This is a genomic window from Pseudomonas muyukensis (assembly GCF_019139535.1).
In the GTDB taxonomy this organism is placed as follows: Bacteria; Pseudomonadota; Gammaproteobacteria; order Pseudomonadales; family Pseudomonadaceae; genus Aquipseudomonas; species Aquipseudomonas muyukensis.
Genome location: NZ_CP077073.1, coordinates 2184432 through 2205731, shown reverse-complemented (window position 1 = coordinate 2205731; position 21300 = coordinate 2184432). Strand labels below are relative to the sequence as shown.

The 21300-nt window shown below is 57.5% G+C and carries 19 protein-coding genes; all 19 read right to left on the bottom strand.

The window, feature by feature from the left end; all coding sequences use genetic code 11:
- Positions 1-35: 35 nt before the first annotated feature.
- Complete coding sequence (locus KSS95_RS09900; RefSeq protein WP_217853502.1) at positions 36-353, bottom strand: ComEA family DNA-binding protein; 318 nt, start codon at positions 351-353, stop codon at positions 36-38.
- Positions 354-600: 247 nt separating this feature from the next.
- Entirely contained in the window at positions 601-2610 is a 2010-nt protein-coding gene (locus KSS95_RS09895; RefSeq protein WP_217853501.1) for a polysaccharide biosynthesis protein, read from the bottom strand.
- Positions 2611-2721: 111 nt separating this feature from the next.
- Positions 2722-3315: a sugar transferase gene (locus KSS95_RS09890; protein WP_217853500.1), complete on the bottom strand. Its 594-nt coding sequence runs from the start codon at positions 3313-3315 to the stop codon at positions 2722-2724.
- Positions 3308-4477 (bottom strand): DegT/DnrJ/EryC1/StrS family aminotransferase, encoded by a 1170-nt coding sequence (locus tag KSS95_RS09885; protein WP_217853499.1) that lies wholly within the window; start codon positions 4475-4477, stop codon positions 3308-3310. The genes KSS95_RS09890 and KSS95_RS09885 overlap by 8 nt, the downstream gene beginning before the upstream one ends.
- Before the next feature lie 2 nt (positions 4478-4479).
- Complete coding sequence (locus KSS95_RS09880) at positions 4480-5106, bottom strand: GNAT family N-acetyltransferase (protein ID WP_217853498.1); 627 nt, start codon at positions 5104-5106, stop codon at positions 4480-4482.
- Positions 5096-6334: a glycosyltransferase family 4 protein gene (locus KSS95_RS09875; RefSeq protein WP_217853497.1), complete on the bottom strand. Its 1239-nt coding sequence runs from the start codon at positions 6332-6334 to the stop codon at positions 5096-5098. The genes KSS95_RS09880 and KSS95_RS09875 overlap by 11 nt, the downstream gene beginning before the upstream one ends.
- A 14-nt stretch (positions 6335-6348) precedes the next feature.
- Positions 6349-7752, bottom strand: coding sequence for a mannose-1-phosphate guanylyltransferase/mannose-6-phosphate isomerase (locus KSS95_RS09870; RefSeq protein WP_217853496.1), 1404 nt, complete (start codon positions 7750-7752; stop codon positions 6349-6351).
- Positions 7749-8798, bottom strand: coding sequence for an EpsG family protein (locus KSS95_RS09865; protein WP_217853495.1), 1050 nt, complete (start codon positions 8796-8798; stop codon positions 7749-7751). The genes KSS95_RS09870 and KSS95_RS09865 overlap by 4 nt, the downstream gene beginning before the upstream one ends.
- Before the next feature lie 66 nt (positions 8799-8864).
- Positions 8865-9329 (bottom strand): GDP-mannose mannosyl hydrolase, encoded by a 465-nt coding sequence (locus KSS95_RS09860; RefSeq protein WP_225935571.1) that lies wholly within the window; start codon positions 9327-9329, stop codon positions 8865-8867.
- Entirely contained in the window at positions 9329-10294 is a 966-nt protein-coding gene (fcl, locus tag KSS95_RS09855; protein ID WP_217853494.1) for a GDP-L-fucose synthase, read from the bottom strand. Before fcl ends, KSS95_RS09860 begins: the two co-directional genes overlap by 1 nt.
- 2 nt (positions 10295-10296) lie before the next feature.
- On the bottom strand, positions 10297-11421 hold the full coding sequence (gene gmd, locus KSS95_RS09850; protein ID WP_217853493.1) for a GDP-mannose 4,6-dehydratase: 1125 nt from the start codon (positions 11419-11421) through the stop codon (positions 10297-10299).
- A gap of 10 nt (positions 11422-11431) precedes the next feature.
- On the bottom strand, positions 11432-12742 hold the full coding sequence (locus KSS95_RS09845) for a glycosyltransferase (RefSeq protein WP_217853492.1): 1311 nt from the start codon (positions 12740-12742) through the stop codon (positions 11432-11434).
- Positions 12739-13992 carry an O-antigen translocase gene (locus KSS95_RS09840; RefSeq protein ID WP_217853491.1) on the bottom strand — a complete coding sequence of 418 codons (1254 nt, stop codon included), beginning with the start codon at positions 13990-13992 and terminating at the stop codon, positions 12739-12741. Before KSS95_RS09840 ends, KSS95_RS09845 begins: the two co-directional genes overlap by 4 nt.
- A complete protein-coding gene (gene rffA, locus KSS95_RS09835) occupies positions 13989-15128 on the bottom strand; it encodes a dTDP-4-amino-4,6-dideoxygalactose transaminase (protein WP_217853490.1) in 1140 nt (379 codons plus the stop codon). The genes KSS95_RS09840 and rffA overlap by 4 nt, the downstream gene beginning before the upstream one ends.
- Positions 15129-15640: 512 nt before the next feature.
- On the bottom strand, positions 15641-16927 hold the full coding sequence (locus KSS95_RS09830; RefSeq protein WP_217853489.1) for a Wzz/FepE/Etk N-terminal domain-containing protein: 1287 nt from the start codon (positions 16925-16927) through the stop codon (positions 15641-15643).
- A 179-nt stretch (positions 16928-17106) separates the two neighbouring features.
- The gene (locus KSS95_RS09825; protein WP_217853488.1) at positions 17107-18147 is read right to left on the bottom strand and encodes a Wzz/FepE/Etk N-terminal domain-containing protein; all 1041 of its coding nucleotides are present in this window, start codon (positions 18145-18147) and stop codon (positions 17107-17109) included.
- Positions 18148-18712: 565 nt separating this feature from the next.
- On the bottom strand, positions 18713-18955 hold the full coding sequence (locus tag KSS95_RS09820) for a lipopolysaccharide assembly protein LapA domain-containing protein (RefSeq protein ID WP_217853487.1): 243 nt from the start codon (positions 18953-18955) through the stop codon (positions 18713-18715).
- 19 nt (positions 18956-18974) lie between these two features.
- Entirely contained in the window at positions 18975-19271 is a 297-nt protein-coding gene (gene ihfB, locus KSS95_RS09815) for an integration host factor subunit beta (protein ID WP_217853486.1), read from the bottom strand.
- Between the two features lie 264 nt (positions 19272-19535).
- Positions 19536-21212: a 30S ribosomal protein S1 gene (gene rpsA / locus KSS95_RS09810; RefSeq protein WP_217853485.1), complete on the bottom strand. Its 1677-nt coding sequence runs from the start codon at positions 21210-21212 to the stop codon at positions 19536-19538.
- Positions 21213-21300: the final 88 nt, after the last annotated feature.

Below are 21300 nucleotides of genomic sequence, written 5' to 3'. Positions count from 1 at the left end.
TCAGGATCAGGCCGACAATGCCGGCCTGATGCAGCTTACTCCAGGGTCAGGCGCGCGCGATTGCGATCGAGCAGGGCCTTGCCAATACCGTTGACCTCCAGCACTTCATCGATAGTGGCAAAAGGGCCATGGGCGTTTCTGTAGGCAACGATGGCCTCGGCCTTCGATCTGCCAATGCCATTCAGGGCCTGCTGCAGTTCTTCAACCTGCGCGGTATTGATATTGACCATGGCCGTCTGCTGCACAGGCGTCACAACGGCGACTGGCGTGCTGCCCCCCGACTGAGCAGTGGCGGTGATTGCGGCGCCCGCAAGCAGGGGCAGCAGCAGGTACGTCAGTAGTGTCTTTCGCATGTTCGAAACTCCTTGAGGATAGGTTGTTGGCAGCTATTCCTTCGCTGCCGAAGACAAGCTAGCCCTACCTCAGCACAGCAACAAACGCGAAAATGGGACTGGATGTTGCGCAGTACCAGGGCGATGGTTCATCGCCCGGCACAGCTTACTTTTGCGGCCTGCACCCTGGCCTCGACCTCACCCGAAGGAACAATGGCAGGATGTTTCCTCCGGGTTTGCACTTGAGCGCCGGGAAAATCCTCCAGGCTCAGAGATCCGACTTGGAGCGGCGCTTCTGATGAATCCAGTCGACGATTTCACCGTCTGGCGTATAGCCACTCACGGTTTTTCTCAGCAACTGTCGGACTTGGGCGTAGTCATCCTTGCGCAACGCCTCGATCAACTCGCTCAAGTACCCCTTCAAGGTTTCCCAGGGCACGAAGTCTTCATGCGCGCTCATGATCATCGGATGCCGTGTCGAAACCACGTTATCCCCGATCAAGAGCTCCTCATAGAGTTTCTCGCCAGGTCGAAGGCCTGTGAACTCGATGGTGATATCCCCATGAGGATTCTTTTCCGAGCGCACGCTGAGCCCCGACAAGTGAATGATCTTTTCGGCCAGCTCGGCGATCCGCACGGGTTCGCCCATGTCGAGCACAAAGACATCACCGCCACGCCCCATTGAGCCGGCCTGGATCACCAACGAGGCGGCCTCGGGAATGGTCATGAAGTAGCGGGTGATCTTCGGGTGGGTGACGGTCAGTGGCCCCCCAGCCTTGATCTGCTTGTGGAACAGTGGGATGACCGAGCCCGAGGAGCCCAGCACATTGCCGAAACGGACCATGGTGAAGCGCGTCTTGTTCACCCTGGCGATATTGGCCGTGTCACCCAGCAACACCGGCGCCAGCTCTTTACTGAGGGCCTGCAAGGCCATTTCGGCAAGACGCTTGGTGCTGCCCATCACGTTGGTCGGCCGTACCGCCTTGTCCGTGGAGACCAGTACAAAGTTCTCCACTCCGGCCTGCAAGGCAGCCTGGGCGGTGTTGACCGTGCCCAGCACGTTGTTCATCACGCCTTCGGCAATGTTGTGCTCGACCATCGGCACATGCTTGTAGGCCGCCGCGTGGTAGACCGTGTTCACCTTCCAGGTTTTCATGACATCGAGCAGATGTTCCTGGTTGCGGATGGTGCCCAACATCGGTAGCAGGTTGACCGCCAGCGATGTCCGCCGGATAACCTCCTCCAGCTCGCTGGCGATGGAGTAAAGGTTGAACTCGCTGTGTTCGAACAGGATCAGGGTGGTCGGTTGCAGCTTGAGAATCTGCCGACACAGCTCGGAACCGATCGACCCACCCGCACCGGTCACCAGGATCGACTGGTTCTTGATGCAATGCTCCAGCAGGTCCGGCTGCGCGGCGACTGCGTCACGCCCGAGCAAGTCGGCGATATCCACCTCCTGGATATCGTCCACCTTGACCCGGCCGCTGGCCAGGTCCATGAACCCAGGCACGCTGCGAACATGCAGCGGGAAGCTCTGCAGAAAGGCGAGTATTTCACGGCGCCTGGCACGGGTAGCCGAGGGGACCGCCAGCAGGATTTCCTGAGCCTCGGTCACGTCGATCATGTGCTGGATGCGCTCCGGCAGATAGACATGCAGCCCTGCGATGGTGCGGTCACTGATGCTGGGGTCATCGTCGATGAATGCCACCGGCTCCATCATCTTGCCCATGCGCAAGGCCGCAACCAGCTGGTTACCCGCCGAACCGGCGCCATAGATCGCGACTTTCGGCAAACCGCGATCACGGTTGGTGAAGGGCACATGCTGCGTGGCCAACAACCAGTCGCCCATGAAGTACTGGCGCATGAACAGCCGCAGCCCCCCCAACATCAGCAGACTCAACCACCAATAGTTGAAGATGATCGAGCGGGGAATGACGACCTGGTGATTGCTATACCAATAGACCACGATGCCAAGCAGCAGCGATGACATGGTCACCGCCTTGAAAATGGTCACCAGCGCATCATTGCCAAAATAGCGCATCACCGCCCGGTACATGCCGAAGCGAATAAACAGCGGCACGGCGATCACGGGGGCGGCGATGAAGATCCACAAGTTATTGCGCAGCGGCTCAATGGTCTCTTCCACGCCCAACCGCACGACGAATGCCATCCATAGCGCAACCCAGACGAGCAGCAGATCGGTGACGACCTGTATCATCCGTTTGTACCTGCGCGGCAATGAAACCAACGTATGCCGCAACCTGTCGTACTTAACCATCACCACACTCCATTTGATGCCGATCCCTTGCGGCGTGACATGGCCGGTCAGAAGAACGCATCGGGCAGACCAGCCTGGGCACGCAGCCCACTCTCCAGAAAAGCGCTTCGCTCAGCGGGATACAATCTTCGCGATCGTGGCGAAGATTATCTTGATGTCGGTCAGCACCCCATGGTCCCGCACGTACTCCAGATAATACTTCTGCTTGATCGGCAAAATAATATCGATGTAAGCCTGCCGCGGATCCTCGTACTTGCCGAGGATCAAGCTCTCATCGACCATCTCGATCGACGCCCTGTCGGTAATGCCCGGCCGTACCGAGAGCACTTCGCGACGCACCGAGTCCTCATAGCAGTTCATGAACTCGGGGACTTCTGGCCGCGGGCCGACCAGGCTCATGTCCCCCAGCAGCACATCGATCAACTGCGCCAGTTCGTCAATCTTGGTCTTGCGCAGGAAGTGCCCGGAGCGGGTGATCCTCGGGTCTTCCCCGATGGTCAACCGCCCCACGCCCTCGGTGTTGCTGCGCATGGTGCGAAACTTGTGGATCCTGAACGTCTTGCCGTTCAGCCCCACCCGCTCCTGGCGGAAGAACACAGGGCCCGCCGAGTCACGCTTGATCCAGATCGCGATGCCCACCAGCAATGGGGACAGCAACAGCAGCCCGATGCCGGCGCAGACAAAATCGAAAACCCGCTTAAGCATCTTTGTTCAACACCTTGCGCACGGCCTCGATGACGCGCTGTTGATCGGCCTCGGTCATCTTCGTGTACAGCGGGATCGATACCTCTTGCTCGAACAGGCGCTGCGCTACCGGGAACTGTGCTGGCGAAAGCTTGCAGCTGTCCCGCCAGTAGGGCTGCAAGTGCAGGGGAATGAAGTGCACGGAGCAACCGATCCCGAGCTCGGACATCTTGACGATGAATTCGTCACGGCTGATCCCCGCTTCAGGAAGCAGGCGCAGCGGGAACAGATGCCAGGCATGCAGGTCGCCATCCTGTGCTTGCGGTGGCAGCGCCACTGGCAGCCCCTTGAGCGCTTCCAGGTAGACCTGCGCCATGGCCTGACGCTTGACCTGGAAGCCCGGAAGGCGCTTGAGCTGGTGAATACCCATCGCGGCCGCGACATCGCTCATGTTGTATTTGAAACCGGGCGCCACGATTTCGTAGAACCAGGCCGGGGTCTTCGAAACATAGCGATCGAAGGCGTCACGGCTGATGCCATGCAGGCGCATCACCCGGCAACGCTTGGCCAGGACGGCATCACGCGTCACCAGCATACCGCCCTCACCGGTGGTCATGGTCTTGTTGGCATAGAAACTGAACACGGTGATGTCGGAATCCAGGGTGCCGATCTTGCTGCCTTTCCAGGTCGTGGGCAGGGCATGCGCGGCATCTTCGACCACTTTCAGGCCATGCGCGCGCGCGATGCCCAGGATCGCATCCATGTCGCAGCTCAGCCCGGCGAAGTGCACCGGCATGACGACCTTAGTGCGCGACGTGATGGCGGCCTCGATGGCGGCGGGGTCGATGTTGAACGTGCTTTCCAGCACATCGACCATGACGGGCGTGGCGCCCAGGTAGCGCACCACTTCCGCGGTAGCGGTGAAGGTGTAGGAGGGAACGATCACCTCGTCGCCTGGGCCTACCCCGAGCGCCTCGAGGGCCAGGTGCAGCCCCGCGGTGGCCGAGTTCACGGCAATGCTTTCAATGCCCTCACGGCCCAGATAGCTGGAAAAATCCTCCTCGAAACGCTTGGCCTTGGGACCGGTGGTGACCCAACCGGAACGAAGCGCATCGACGACTTCATTGATCTCTTCTTCGCCGATTTCGGGAAGGGCAAAAGGCAGGAAGCTGGAGTTCTGCATGATCACCGCACGTGTTTGACATAACGATTCATGTAGCGCCCACCGCTTTTTTTCAGGGTGGACTCCAACACATAACCGTTGGATTGATAAAAGGCATTCACCTGTTCATTGGCGTCGCGATCGGTCGTCAGGTAGACGAACGCACCGTCGACATCGTGCGTCCATTCATCGACGCATTGCAGCAATTTTTTCCCCAGCCCTCGGCCTTGGGCCTCTGGCGCCACGGAAATGGTACTCAGCAACACCGCACGCTCGCTCTCCAGGCTCTCGACCTGATCGCCACGGTAGAACACGGCCGCGAACAGTTTACGGGCCACGAACAGCGGTTGTTTCAACAAGCTTGGCACTGCCCGCCAGGCAAAGGCAAAACGATGCTGGGCAAACAACGCCTTGTAGAACAGCGATGGCTGATGGATGGCCACCACCAGCCCCAAAGGCAAGTCCGGTCGGCTTTCATCATAGGCAGCCACGCAATAACACTGCTCTGAGCGCAGGTAATGGCTGTACAGCAATGTCAGGAAACCAACGCCCAACTGGCTGAGAAAAAATCCGGGAAACGCCCTGATATGCAGCTCGGCAAAAACCCGCGCCTGCGAATCATCCCGCCATACCTGTCGCTCAAGCTTCATGAAGTCCCTCGACAATCGCCCTGATCTTGGTAACCGCCCGCTCGGTGGAGTAGAACTCATGGGCGTAACGACGGCCGTTGGCCCCCATGCTCGACAAGCGCTCGGGCGTTGCTTGCTGCAAGCGCTGCATCGCTTCGGCCACTGCCGCCGCGCTGCGCACACCGACCGTGATGCCTGCATCCGCCTTGCGCAGCTCGCTGGCCGATTCGCTACGTTCATCGGCCAACAGCAAGATTGGCCGACTGGCGAGCATGTAGGTAATCAGCTTGGAGGGCACCGAAGCGAACTCCTGACCTGTGGCCGTCGGCAACAACAGCACGTCCGCAGCACCGAAGACCGCTGGCGTCAACTCGAAAGGCCAAGGGGACAGGAAGTGGAAACGCGCCTGCTCGCCACGCGCCTGGACGGTGCGCTTGAGGTCCGGCACCAAAGCGCCGTCTCCGGCGAACAGGAACACCGCACCAGGCTCCAGGCCGTCCAGGTACCCCATGAACTCATCCAGCCCCGAGGCGACCCCCATGTTCCCGCCATAGACAAACAGGCTCTGCCCGTCCTCCAGGCGCAACCCTAGCAATTGCTCGAGCTTGGCCCTGGCCTCGTCACGGGGCATTTCCTGGATATGACCGGCATCCACCCAATTGCGTACCAGGCTGACTTTCGACGGATTGATGCCACGCGTGCGGGTATACGCGTCATAGAAGCCATCGGATATGACCACCAGATGGTCGATTCGTCGAGCAATCCAGGTATCGAGCTTGAGCAGCACACGATAGAGCGCGCCATCGGTACCGATGCGCTTTTGTACCGCCAACGACTCGGGATACAGGTCCTGCACACTGGCCACGACCTTGATGCCTTTGAGGCGTGCCGCCATCACCAGCAACCCGGTGGAGAACAAGGGCCAGACATTGGCGTAGATCACATCCACCTTGCGTTGGCGCAGGATCCAGAAGAACAGCGCCAGGCCGAACGAGATGTTCTCCAGGAAACGCGAAACGAAACTGGACTTTCTCGAGGCAAGCGCGAACAGCCGGAAAACCGGGAACGCAAGCTTCAAGCGATCGATCTTGTCCGCGACTTCTTCTGCGGCGACGTTGCGACTGGGGACCGGACAGGCGACAACCACCTCATGCCCCTGGGCATGCAGGTGGTTGGCGACATCGAAGCTGGTACGCGCGCTGACGACGGGCTCGGGTGGAAATACGCAACTGGCAACAACAATTTTCAATGACACACCCTCACCTACGCACGCCCGTAAATATCTTCGAATCGAACGATATCGTCCTCACCCAGGTAGGAACCCGATTGAACCTCGATCAGTTCAAGCGGCACCTTGCCCGGGTTCTCCAATGCATGAACCTGGCCGATGGGAATGTAAGTCGACTGGTTCTCCGTCACCAGGTAGGTCTCCTTGCCATTGGTAACCTTGGCGGTACCACTGACGACGATCCAGTGCTCGGCACGATGATGGTGCATCTGTACCGACAGCTTGGCGCCTGGCTTCACGGTGATGCGCTTGACCTGATAGCGCGTGCCCTGGTCGATTGCGTCATAACTGCCCCAGGGTCGATAGACCTCGCGGTTGCAGTGGTACTCCTGGCGTTGGCTGGCCTTGAGTGACTCCACGATCACCTTGACATCCTGCACCTTGTCCTTGGACACCACGAGCAGCGCGTCATTCGTTTCGACGATGACCAGGTTTTCCACACCTACTGCAGCGACCAGGCGGTTGGTCGACTTGATGTAGCTATTGCTGACGCCGGTTGTCATCACATCGCCACTGACCACGTTCCCCTGCTCGTCTTTGTCGGCAACGTCCCACAGCGCAGCCCAGGAACCGATGTCGTTCCACCCGGCATTCATGGGCACCACAACAGCATCCGTGGTTTTTTCCATCACGGCATAGTCGATGGAGTCGCTGGGGCAACGCGCAAAAGCCTGGGCGTCGATGCGCACGAAATGCATGTCCTCGCTGCTCGCGGCCAGCGCTTCTTCGCAGCAGGCATGAATCTGCGGGGCAAAATGCTTGATCTCCTCGAGGTAGCGACTGGCCTTGAACATGAACATGCCGCTGTTCCAAAGGTAGCCGCCGTCCTGCAGATAGCGCTCCGCGGTCTGCCGGTCGGGTTTCTCGACGAAACGGGCGATCTCGTAGCCAGCACCATTGACGGCGCCTTTCTCGATGTAGCCGTAACCCGTTTCCGCAGCCGTGGGCTGAATGCCGAAGGTGACCAGTTTGCCCGCCTCGGCGAGAGCGACCGCATCGCGCACAGCAGCGCGGAACACGGCCCCGTCACTGATCAGGTGGTCCGCCGCCAGCACGAGCAACACCGGGTCCTGCCCTTGTGAACGCGCGCGCAACGCCGCGAGTGCAATCGCGCCAGCAGTATTGCGCGCTACCGGCTCGAGCAGAATTTCGCTTTGTTCCAGGCCGAGTTGGCGCATCTGTTCGGCGGCGACGAACCGATGGCTCTCATTGCAGATGATCAAGGGCATCAAGTCGGTCAGCCCCTGCAACCTCTCGACCGTCACCTGCAACATCGACTTTTCGCTGGCCAATGCCAAGAACTGCTTAGGGTTGAGCTCACGCGACATTGGCCACAAACGCGACCCGGAACCGCCGGCCATCACGACAGGTAAGATCATAAACCACCCAGTACCGATACATACGGCTGCACAAACTCTAGGATCAGCAGCACGTATATGATTTGGAATGAAGAGACCGCAAGCACCGCTGTTGTACCGATCAGACGACCGAACAGGACGACATACGCAAGCAGCGAGAATACCATGAAATGGTTGAAAATATCCGAAATACGGTAGGCCAGCACTTGCACGTCATGCAGCATCAGCAAGATCAGCACGCCACACAGATGCAGTACCACGGAATAGGCAATAAAGGGATCGCGACGCTGTATGTATGGGAACAGCAACGCCAGCGGTGTCAGCAGCACAAAGTGCAGCGTCACCCGCAACGGGTTGACCTCGCCGCCCTCACCGTCAAGAATATTGTTGACGTAAAAGTCCACGCGCGGATTATCCAGCATCAGCAGTAACTGCACACTGTTCTTCACCAGGCTGATATCCAAAGCATACGCCATGAGCAGAACGCAACAGCACAAGTACAGCATCATCACCGTGCGCAGCCCCGCCCGGCGCAAGCACAGAAAAGGCAGGAACAGCACGGCCGAGTAGTGCAAGGACGCCGCCAGCAGTGCCAGGCAAACCGCCTTGCCGCCCTCGCGCCCGTGCCCAAGGTAGGCCGCCCACATCAACAGCGCGGTGGCCGCACCGATACGAATCTGATTGAAATCCTGCAAAAAAAAGAAATAGGACAAGTACAGCGTGACACTTAACCAACTGTAGGGTGTCGCTCGCCGAAACAGCAGCAGCTTCAAGCCCACGCCCAGTATTGCGTAACTAAAAAACAGCAAAAGACTACTGTTTGTCAGCCAGAATGAAAGCCGCGCCAACACATAGAAACTTGGCTCAATAAAAAACAGACCCTGATCACCAAAGTTAATCAGGTTGAAGTAATCGACGTAGTTACCATGATCCTCGGTGACGCCAACGTCCTGCACGGCACAGAGCACGATCAGAAACCCTGCCAACCCCCAGTAAAGCAAGTACTGGCGTCGCCCCCATGCGGCCAGCAGCGCTGAATAGGCAAATGGCAAGTAAAAAAACAGCATCAGATTTAACCCCACCCGCCAGCATTCAGCCGTTGCCGCCCCCTGTACGAGGGCGGCAGGCCCTGATCAACTCAGCTCGAAATAATCCCGCACGTGCTGATGCACGGACAAATCGGTTGTCCTGAGGTCCACCCAGCGGTACTCATCGTGCTGCTCCAGGGGGAGACGGGCAATCGCCTCGTCATCCAGCCGAAGCTGATGAGCCAGCACTACGTAGTGGGTCCCGGAGGCAATGTCCTCAGCAAAAGCCGAATCTGCGTAGAAATGCTCGAAGACGCCGAGCAAACGCACATCCGCGCGCGGCACCGACACACCCAGCTCATCGCGGCTGATACGCAAAAAGGCATCGTCTAGCGACTCGCCCTTGCGTATCCGCCCACCGGGGGTGAACCAGAAGCCTTGAGCAGGCCGATTCAAGCGCCGCCCCAGCAGCACCTCGCCCCGGTCATTGAGCACGATCAAATCCATTGCGACCAATGGCGCATGCTCGACCACCGTGCGGAACTCGGCCGCCCCCAGCAAGCCGCCCACTACGACCGAGCCTGGGCTGCGTTGGCGACGAACCACCCATAGGCGTGCGCCAAACCATCTTCAAGCGCAATGGATGCGTTCCAGCCAAGGCTGCTCAACCGGGACACATCCATCAGCTTGCGCGGAGTACCATCTGGTTTGCTGGCATCGAAACTCAGCTTTCCAGCAAAACCGACAACCTTGCTCACGGTTTCGGCAAGCTCACGGATAGTACAGTCCACACCGGTCCCCACATTGATATGGGAAAGTGTTGGCTGAACATGCCGGGAAAGCACCTCGCGCTCAAGCCCCATGACGTGAACACAAGCCGCCGCCATGTCGTCGACATGCAGGAACTCACGCATTGGCGCGCCACTCCCCCATACCACAACCTCTGCGTCGCCTCGTGCCTTGGCTTCATGGAAGCGCCGGATCAGGGCCGGAATCACATGGCTGTTCTGCGGGTGGTAATTATCATTTGGCCCATAAAGGTTCGTCGGCATCACACTGCGGTAATCGGTACCGTACTGACGGTTGTAGCTCTCACACAGCTTGATGCCGGCGATCTTGGCAATGGCATAAGGCTCGTTGGTGGGCTCGAGGACACCGGTCAGCAATGCCTCTTCACGCATCGGCTGCTCGGCGAACTTGGGGTAAATGCAGGAAGAGCCGAGGAACAGCAACTTCTTCACGCCCGCCTTGTACGCCGCATGAATGATGTTTGCTTCGATCATCAGGTTTTCATAGATGAACGCCGCCGGGTATTCATTGTTGGCATGAATACCGCCGACCTTCGCCGCGGCCAGGTAGACCTGATCGACCGCGTGCTTACCGAAGAACTCGGTAACCTGACGCTGGTCCAGCAGATCAAGCTGATCACGGCCACGCGTGAGCAACCGAACATTGGGGTCTTTCTCCAGTGCCCGGACCAGCGCCGAGCCCACCATCCCCCGATGCCCGGCAATGAATACGTTCTGCTGGCTCATGTTCAGCGCTCCACGGAGACCGGTACATCATGGCCATGCGCCTTGAGCAAGGCATGACGCTGAGCGACCTTGAGATCCTCGACAACCATTTCGGCGCACATTTCCTGAACGGTGATTTCCGGCACCCAGCCCAGCACCTCTTTCGCCTTGGTGGGGTCGCCGAGCAGGGTTTCCACTTCAGCCGGACGGAAATAGCGCGGATCGACGCGCACGATGACATCACCTACCTTCAGCGCCGGGGCCTTGTCGCCGTCAATGCGCTCGACGATCGCCACCTCATCCACACCTTGGCCTTCGAAGCGCAAGGTGACACCCAGTTCCTGGGCAGACCATTCGACAAACTGACGCACCGAGTATTGCACGCCGGTAGCGATCACGAAGTCATCGGCGGTTTCTTGCTGCAGCATCATCCACTGCATGCGCACATAGTCTTTGGCATGACCCCAGTCGCGCAGGGCATCCATGTTACCCAGGTACAAGCACTGCTCGAGGCCCTGGGCGATGTTGGCAAGGCCACGGGTAATCTTGCGCGTCACGAAGGTCTCGCCACGACGCGGCGACTCGTGGTTGAAGAGCACGCCGTTGCAAGCGTACATGCCGTAGGCTTCACGGTAGTTGACGGTGATCCAGTAGGCATAGAGCTTGGCCACGGCATAGGGCGAGCGCGGATAAAACGGCGTGGTCTCTTTCTGCGGGATCTCCTGAACCAGCCCATAGAGCTCGGAGGTAGAGGCCTGATAGAAACGGGTCTTCTTTTCCAGGCCCAGAATGCGGATCGCTTCCAGGATGCGCAGAGTGCCCAGCGCGTCCACATCCGCAGTGTACTCCGGTGATTCGAAGCTGACGGCAACGTGGGACTGCGCGCCCAGGTTGTAGATCTCGTCAGGCTGCACTTCCTGAATGATACGAATCAGGTTGGAGGAGTCCGACAGATCACCATAGTGCAGGACGAAGTTCTTGTTCTCTACATGCGGATCCTGATAAATGTGATCCACGCGCTGCGTATTGAACGAAGAGGCGCGGCGTTTGATGCCGTGCACTTCATAACCTTTATCCAGCAGGAACTCTGCCAGGTAGGAGCCGTCTTGTCCGGTAACGCCGGTGATCAGTGCTTTCTTCATTGTCATTTACCTAATTCTATTGTCCAGCTGAAATCAGTTCAGCAACCCGTGTGTTCCAGTTCCGCTGTCCGAACACCCTCGAGGCGTCCTCGTGGATGACAGCCGGCTTGTCCAGCCCATCGCCCCGCGAGCGATAGAGCTCCAGAATACGTGCCGCCATGTGCCTGACATCCAGGCGATCGACGATATACCCATTTGCACCGTCCTTGACCACTTCAGGGGCAATCCCCACATCGAATGCCACAACGGGTACGCCACACATCAACGCCTCACCCACCATCATGGGCCCAGCATCCTCAATCGACGTGCTCACAAACAGGTCAAGTTGTTTGTACAAGGCCGCCAGCGCCGCATCACCGTGGCAGAAATCGAATCTCGCCAACTTGACGCGCTCGAGGCCAAGCGAACGAAGCCGCTCGGGGTCAAGACACAGCAATTCGATAGACTCATGCTCCGCCAATTGCTGCTCCAACAGTACCAGCACCTGCTGAAGGTACTCGAACCCCTTGCGAGGATCGCCAGCATCATGGGCATTGGTCATGAAGCGGAACTGTTGCCGCCCCGCCCCGCCAGGCGCAGGCGTGAAAAGCTCGGAATCCAGGGGCAACGGCAACACCGCGTAGTCGGCGTAAGGTATCGCCGAGGCCTGCCCTGCCTGATGGATGCGCTGACTGCAGGAGAGCAGAGTAGCGCCCATTTGCAGGATGTTGAGCGATTTGGCACGCATCTGATAAGCCGCATAATTCTTGTGCCGCTGATCCAGCGCCGGGCAATCCGAACAGTCCGTCCGATAACCCTCACACTGCCAATAGTAGTGACAGCCGCCCGTCAGGTGCGCCATGTCCATTGACGTGTAATAGACCTTGCAACCGGTCCTTTTCTGGATCTGCAGCACATCGAAAGTATTCACGAAGCCTGCGACCCAGTGAACGAACAGCACATCGGCCTCAGTGATTTTTGCCACCAATTCCGGGTTCAGACCGCGCTCGCTCGACTCACCGACCGAGAAGTACAAATACTTGCGCTGGGCAGAAAATATTGCGCGTTCACTGACAACGCTGCGCACCCGGGCGAACAGTTTCTTCGGCAACAAACGCCGCGCCAGGCGCTTGGCCCGCACCATCAGCACCTGGCTGACAACTGGCAATACCGAGGCGCACGGCGCTTTGCTCTCAGCCACGTACATCTGCGATGCATACCCGGCACCGAGCAACGAGCGATGGAAGCGCAAAGCCGCGCTGCCAGCCCCACCGAAGTCATTGGTGGAAAGATGAACGACCTTTTTGCCAGCATTACCTGGCCCAGACAGGGAGACGTCGAGGGTCACAGGTGCCTCCTTTTGTAGATCCATAGGCCAACAAGGCACACGCAAAAATAAAGTACATAAGTCAACATGTAGGCCTGCATGACGCTCTCGATCGTCGCGCCAAAGCGCACTGCCAACCAGCCCCCCGCCAGGAATACCGCACCCTGGAAAACCTCGGCACAGATGTAGACCTTGGTGGCCGCCTTGGCGACGGCAATGAAGCCGATGACATAGGCAGACACCTTGAAGAAATCGCCAACCAACTGATAGACGATCACCCCTTCAAGCGGTGTGAAGGCATCGGAAAAAATGATCGGAATAAAGAACGACCTGCCCAGATACAGCGTCAGCGCTCCAACGCCGTAGACGATCTGGACAGCAAACAAATGCCGAAGCGTCATACCCACCACTTTTCGCCCATTGTTCTCTGGCGAAAGTCGCGGCACCAGGTAAAACGCCAGGAACATGGTGAAGAACCCCATGTAGGCGGCTGACAAGCGAATAGAGGCCTGCCACAGCCCAGTATCGTGATAGCCCAGGCGCTGGATCAGCAAACTTCGCACGCAGATTTCCACCAACGGGAACGCCAAGGTACTGACCAGCAACATCAGGGTGAAGCCCGACAGCTGGCGCAGTGCGGTCCGGTCAATCCAGAACCAACGGATCCGCCTCCAGAATGCCGAGCGGTAGTAGAAGTAGAAAGCGGGCAATGCACACAGGGAGGAGGCAAACACTACGGCGATGGCGGCACCGAATTCGAGGTAACGATAAATGCAGAACCACAGCAGCGGGACGGCCATCGCATTACCGATGATCTGACTGTAGGCGAAAACCTGCGTCGCGTGCAGCCCGTTACTGACCCCAAACACCACGTTGGCGAACGCGATCGCCAACTGACTGACCGCAAGCATGACGATCACGGACTGATAATCATCAGAACCGAACACAAGCCTGGCGAGGTAATCAGACAGCAAGCAACCGGCCAGGAAAACAACCAGCGAAAAAACCATCGCATACGTGCTTGCCGCCGACACGAACCTATGCAGCTTGTGCGGCGTCGCCTGGAATTCCGAACAATACTTGACCAGGGCATGGATGATGCCGCCGCCTGACAAGATGGTCAGAACACTGACGATGCTCATCAGATGACCCAGCCTACCGACGCCGTCAGGCCCCAGGTAGACCGCCATCACCTTGAGCAGTATGAACCCCATCAGCACTTTCGATGCATGCGCGCCACCCGTGAGGATGGCGGAACGAACAGCACTCATTGGTCGAGACTCAGCGCCTCGATCGCATGGGCAATGACCTGGTCAAGGGCCTCGTCAGTCATATTGAACCAGAGAGGCAGGCGCACAAGACGCTCGCTATGGTTAGTGGTGACGACATCTTCGCCCTCGAAGCGACCGAATGACTGGCCGGCCGGGCTGGAATGCAACGGAATGTAATGAAATGGCGTCAGCACTTCATGCTTGCGCATCCAGTCGATAAAGGCTCCGCGCGCCGCCAACGAGCGCAACTTCAGGTAATACATGTGGCCGTTATGCTGGCAGTCAGCAGGCACTTGCGGACGCTGGATCACACCTAGGCCTTCCAGCTTGGCAAACGCATCATGGTATTTGTGCCAGATGTTCAGACGGCGCTCATTGATCTTGTCGGCGCACTCCAACTGGGCAAACAGATAGGCCGCCTGCAGCTCTCCCGGAAGAAAACTCGAGCCAATATCCCGCCAGGTATACTTGTCGGTCTGCCCCCTGAAGAACTGCGACCTGTTGGTACCCTTCTCACGAATGACCTCCGCCCGATCAACAAAGCGTTCGTCATTGATAAGCAGCAAGCCACCCTCGCCACCACTGGTGTAGTTCTTGGTCTCATGGAAGCTATAGGCTGCCAGATGACCGATGGTCCCAAGCTGCCGCCCCTTGTAAGTGGCCATCATGCCCTGCGCCGCGTCTTCAATGACATACAAGCCATGTTTATCCGCAATCGCCATGATCGTATCCATTTCGCAGGCCACGCCAGCGTAATGGACAGGAACAATCGCCTTGGTGCGAGGCGTAATGGCCCGCTCGATCAAGCGCTCGTCAATGTTCATGGTGTCAGGGCGAATATCGACGAACACGATCTTCGCACCGCGCAGGACAAAGGCATTGGCGGTACTGACGAAGGTGTAGCTTGGCATGATGACATCGTCCCCCGGGACGATGTCGATCAGCAATGCCGCCATCTCGAGGGCCTGGGTGCAGGAAGGGGTCAGCAATGCGCGATGGCAACCCGCCATGCTTTCGAACCATGCCTGGCACTTGCGGCTGTATGGGCCGTCGCCAGACATCTTGTCGCTGCGCATGGCCTCAATGACATATTGATCTTCTGCACCGGTGTAGGGGGGCTTGTTGAACGGAATCATAAGTACTCACAAAATCCTTTGAACCAGATCCTGTCGATCCGGAAAACGAAATAGACAAGATCAGCGAACTGCTTCCTGCCACGGTGCCGAACCACCAAGAGCGGCCATACGAGAATACCGACCTGGATCACACAGAAAACTTGGCAAGGCTCACCTACTGGACGCTCGAACGAGGGCCGCAAGAACCTGATTAAGCCGTATGAACAAGCACGAACGATCAAGCAAAACGCCAGACCTGAAGGGCCTCATTCTACTGCCGTCCCAACCCATTGGCTACGCTACCATTCTGCCATTCCCTTGCACCTGCGCCGCCGTCCGTGCCTGTGCAGGCGCAACAAGCGCCCTTGACACGCTCGACCGGGACACCTGGAAAAGCACCCGCCTGAAACGACGACAGCGGCTCACCGAGCAAACCGGCCACGATCAATCCAGCCACGACAACAGCGCACATTCCAACGGGCAACAAACACGACAGCGCCACCCGACCAGGCTAATCAGTCGCTGCTTATCCTTCAGAGACGCTGGAGATTCAACGCTCGCGAATCTTGCCCATTGTTTTGAGACCAGAGATGCCTAAGCGTCGCGACGAGCAAACCCACGAGCAAACCGAGCAAAAGACCAGCAACACTCACCAGCACACGCTTGGGCTTCATTGGCCGAGCGGGCTGGAGCGCCTTGCGATCAACCGTTACCAGCTTCAGCCTGTCCAAATTGATGTTGAGGTTTTTCAACCGCACCATCTCCTTGCGCACGCCTTCGAGCCCACCATAGAAGACAGACTCATCTTGTCGTGCATTCAAGGCTTCCACCTGACGATTGGATGTAAGCAACTGCAGCTCTTTCTGAATGTCAGCGACGCGGGCCTCGGCAAAATCATCAGTCTTGCGCGCCAGCAGCACTTTTCGCTCTGCCTGCAAGGCATCACTGCCCATGAAGTACAACGGCAAGCTTTGGTTGGTCACTTCGGTACGAACCATATTCCCTACCGCGCCCCGCTCAGCATCCCCCATGGAAGAAGGCGTGCTGGGACGTTTGATACCCAAGGAACCCGCAATGGAAATGGCCTCGTCCAACGTGGCAATGCGAGCCGCACGGCCTGTTTTCAAACGCTGACGAAGCGCCCTCAGCTCATCCTGCAAGCGCGCCTGCTTGACACGGTCGGCCTCTAGCAACTGAGCAATCTGCGTCTGCTTTGCACTGCGATAGACCGCCTCGGCCGCCGCGATTTGACTATCCAATTCACTGATACGGTTGCGAATGATCACTTCCATATCGGCATCGATCTGCTTGCGCGCTTCATTGACGGCATAGTCGACAAGGCTGTTCACTATTTGCGGGCCGGAAACGCCTTCCAGATACTGCATGCGCACCGTCAAATAGGGGCGCTTTTCGCTCGGAAGCTCAAGTTGCAACGCATCCCGATCAAACTCCTCGAAGTTCTGCTCAAGCGTGCGATCAGGATCATCAAACTGGGAAAACAACGCCCGATTCTCGCGAAAATAGTTCAGCCTCAGCTCATAAGACTGCAAGGCCTCTGCCACTTCCAAAAGTGCTCGCTTGGGAGGCAACTCATACAACTTGGAGCGATTCAGTGCATCAAGCTCATTGACAGGCACTGCCCGCAGCACGCTAGTTGTCTGATAGGTGGGTGTGGCCAGGAAGGCATAAGCGGCAAAAACGATGCCGCCCAGCGCCACACAGATCGCGACCAGCTTTCTCTGCCTCCAGATGGAGCGCAGCAAAGCCGAGATATCTAATTCCCCGACAGGAACCGGTGGTAGGTGTACAGCTTTACTCATATTGGGAATCTGGCGGCAAGGGCTACAGGACCACTCAACCACAAGACTACAAACCTCATAGTGCTTCCCTGCGCCTGAGTAAAACCGAAAAACACCCGTGATTCTGCCAAAATTCTGTAATATTACAAGGGCAGATTGCCTTCACTCCTGATCCGCCAGGCGGCGCGGGCAGCGCAGAGCTAGGCCGAAGCCAGACGCCGCAGGGCGTTACGCCCCATTACCACAGCAACCCCGAGCACAAGACCTGCAAGGACCGCCCCTGCGAATAGCAAGCCGATTCGACGATTCACTGCGCGCTCAGGCTCCACGATCTGTCCGTCCTGGCGGTATACCTTCAGCGTCGAAGCGGGAATCTTCAGCACGCGATAAAAGGCAGCATCTGCTTGCTTCTGCCGCAAGTCGGCAATAAAAGGCGCATCGTCCCCACGCTTTTCAAGATTTTCGATCTCAGCCAGTAGCGCCTGACTCCCTCGCATGTATGCCAGTCCACCCCCCACATCAAAAGACAACTGAGCCGACTGATTGGTCGATATCAGCGGAGGCTTTTCCAAGCCAACGGCACGAGCAATACGCAAGGCATCTTTTAACTGCAGTATTTTGTCACGGCGCTCCTGCTGCGCGGTGTTCTGCGCGATTTCGATTTGATGCTGCAGATTGTCAGCCTTGAGCGTTGCATCACTGATCACGCCACCAATGACCTCCTGCTTGGTCGCCTCCCCTGCCATTTCGATATAGCGGGATACCCAATCCACCGCCGTAGCAGGCAGGTGCGCACGCAAGGCCACCACAAAGCGCGTCGAAACCGCTCTATCCACCCTGAGCGTTAGAATACTTTCAAAGTCTCGGTAGGCATCCTCGCCATCAGCACCACGCTCATCCTGCTCTATCGACGGCAAGTAAACTTCATGATAAAAGCGCCGGCGAACCGCCTGGGATTGCAAGTTACGCAAGTAAGTATCATAAACATCCCGAGCCGCCACCAGTGCCAAACCAGAACCCTGACCCCGCCCAATATTCAAGGCAGCAATTTCATCCTGCATCGGTGGCAGTACAACGGTATTAGCTTCGTACAAGGGTTTTTGCAGATACACAAACACAGCCGCCGCCATGACGGCCAACAGCGCAACGAGCAACACTATGTAACGCCCCTGCCATATCTCACGAACGAGGATCGCCAGGTCTATTTCACCACCTTCCAATGCCGGATTTTTTTCTCGCATTTAGCCTCTATACCCTTCACAGCCAATATCTTGTCGAGACAGCCCCATCACCCGTTCCTTGAAGATAGTCTGCACACCAAAAGCATAGCAGCCATAAGCCACCATCCCGCACCAACGCCTACACCACCCAGCACCGGCATAATTAACAATAACTATTCTTATCTATCGGCCAACCGCAAAGCGCAATGCACCTCTCCCCCTCATGCAAGATTGCACAAAAAGATAAGCGGAATAACTATTCATGGCAGCGAAGCTTAGCGCGGTTTAGAAAAATTGCCGCCACCTCACCCGCTTTTTAGCTAAAGCCTTTGGATTAAGCGCTTGGGATTAAGTTCATTTCTGCCACAGCTCGACAGGGCGACATCGCAACCTGACCACGCACAGCTGCCACAGCAGAAACACGGTCACACGACAGCAGACTGCCCCCCCCAAAACACCGCACAGAGGGGATCAAAAGCCGCCCCCTGGAAAGGGAGGCCTCGATAATTACTTTTTCAGGCGACAGCAGGCAAGGAAGCCATTCCTATGTTGACGCAGGATGCTTCCGCACGCAGGAGGAGAATACCTACCGGACAGGAACGCGCGCTTTCTGCCGGCCACGCATCAGAGTGAAAATCCCAAGCAGCGGACCTATCACCAAACCAACAACCAAGGCGACCAGCACCAACACCGCAACGGGTACTGCGGGCGCCGACCAACCGAACATGACCAGGGATACGGCTTGCTGATTCTCCAATACGAAAAACAGCACCAGCGCGGCCAAGACCAGCACGAACAGCGCTGCCAAAGCGCGTTTGAGATTACGCATCTAACTTACCCCCCACCCTTCAGATAGGCTCATGCTCTTCTTCATTTACCCGATCGCGCAACTCCTTGCCCGGCTTGAAATGCGGCACATATTTGCCTTCAAGGCTGACAGACTGGCCCGTCTTGGGGTTGCGCCCTACGCGTGGAGCACGGTAGTGCAGCGAGAAACTGCCAAAGCCGCGGATCTCGATGCGATCCCCGGTCGCCAGGCACTGCGACATCTGTTCAAGCATGGTCTTGATGGCCAACTCCACGTCCTTGGACGAGAGCAGCCCCTGATGGGTGACAATACGTTCGATCAGCTCCGACTTCGTCATATTTTTCCCTTCGTTATCAAGCAGCTAGATCATTGCTTAATCAGTTTGTAGCACGCCCCGAGGCGTTTGAACAGGGTGGTTCTTGACTTAATAAAAAAATTCAAGAACACACCGTGACAGGCGCCTCTAGCATCGAGGCCAGGCCATACCCAGCAATCACCGAGCGAACCCTCCCCTCACGCCGACACCACAGCACGCCGAACAAAAACCCAGGCAAAAAAAAGGGCGACCCGAGGGTCGCCCTTTTTACCGATCAAACAGAACTCAGTTCTGCTTGGCCATTGCTTCGCGCAGCAGCGCAGCCATGGTGGTATCGGCAGCCGCTTCCGGAGCGTTTTTCAGGCTCTGAATGGCTTCGCGCTCTTCAGCATCGTCCTTCGACTTGATGGACAGGCTGATAACGCGGGACTTGCGGTCGACGCTGATGATCTTGGCTTCGATCTCTTCGCCTTCCTTCAGCACGTTACGGGCGTCTTCAACGCGGTCACGGCTGATTTCGGAAGCTTTCAGAGTAGCTTCGATGTCGTCGGCCAGGGTCACGATAGCGCCCTTGGCGTCAACTTCCTTGACGATACCCTTGACGATAGCGCCCTTGTCGTTGACAGCAACGAAGTTGGAGAACGGATCGTCTTCCAGCTGCTTGATGCCCAGGGAGATGCGCTCGCGCTCTGGGTCAACCGACAGGATGACGGTTTCCAGCTCGTCGCCCTTCTTGAAGCGACGCACGGCTTCTTCGCCAGCTTCGTTCCAGGAGATGTCGGACAGGTGAACCAGACCGTCGATGCCGCCGTCCAGGCCGATGAAGATACCGAAGTCGGTGATCGACTTGATGGTACCGGTGATCTTGTCACCCTTGTTGAACTGGCCGGAGAAGTCTTCCCATGGGTTCGATTTGCACTGCTTGATACCCAGGGAGATACGACGACGCTCTTCGTCGATGTCCAGAACCATGACTTCCACTTCGTCGCCAACCTGAACGACTTTCGACGGGTGGATGTTCTTGTTGGTCCAGTCCATTTCGGAGACGTGCACCAGGCCTTCAACGCCTTCTTCCAGTTCAGCAAAGCAGCCATAGTCGGTCAGGTTGGTGACGCGAGCCATGACGCGGGTGCTTTCTGGGTAACGGGCCTTGATAGCAACCCATGGGTCTTCGCCCAGTTGCTTCAGACCCAGCGAAACGCGGTTGCGCTCGCGATCGTACTTCAGGACCTTGACGTCGATCTCGTCACCAACGTTGACGATTTCCGACGGGTGCTTGATACGCTTCCAGGCCATGTCGGTGATGTGCAGCAGACCATCGACGCCGCCCAGGTCAACGAACGCACCGTAGTCGGTGAGGTTCTTGACGATACCTTTGACCTGCTGGCCTTCCTGCAGCGATTCCAGCAGAGCTTCGCGCTCGGCGCTGTTTTCGGCTTCCAGGACGCTGCGACGGGAAACGACAACGTTGTTGCGCTTCTGGTCCAGCTTGATGACCTTGAATTCCAGCTCTTTGCCTTCGAGGTGGGTGGTGTCGCGCACTGGGCGGACATCAACCAGGGAGCCCGGCAGGAACGCACGGATGCCGTTAACGTCGACAGTGAAGCCGCCTTTAACCTTACCGTTGATAACGCCCTTGACCACTTCTTCAGCAGCGAAAGCAGCTTCCAGAACAATCCAGCACTCGGCGCGCTTGGCTTTTTCACGGGACAGCTTGGTTTCGCCGAAGCCGTCTTCGACCGCGTCCAGCGCAACGTGAACTTCGTCACCGACCTTGATGGTCAGTTCGCCAGTTTCGTTGTAGAACTGCTCGAGCGGGATGACACCCTCGGACTTCAGGCCAGCGTGTACGGTAACCCAGTCGCCGTCGATGTCGACAACGATACCGGTGATGATTGCACCCGGCTGAAGATTGAGGGTTTTCAGGCTTTCTTCAAAGAGTTCTGCAAAGCTTTCGCTCATTTTAATTCCTGTAGATTCGGGCGAAAAAGACGCCCATAGCCACATTCCAGACAATGTGGGTTTCGTTAAGTTAAGAAGCGCTGACAGG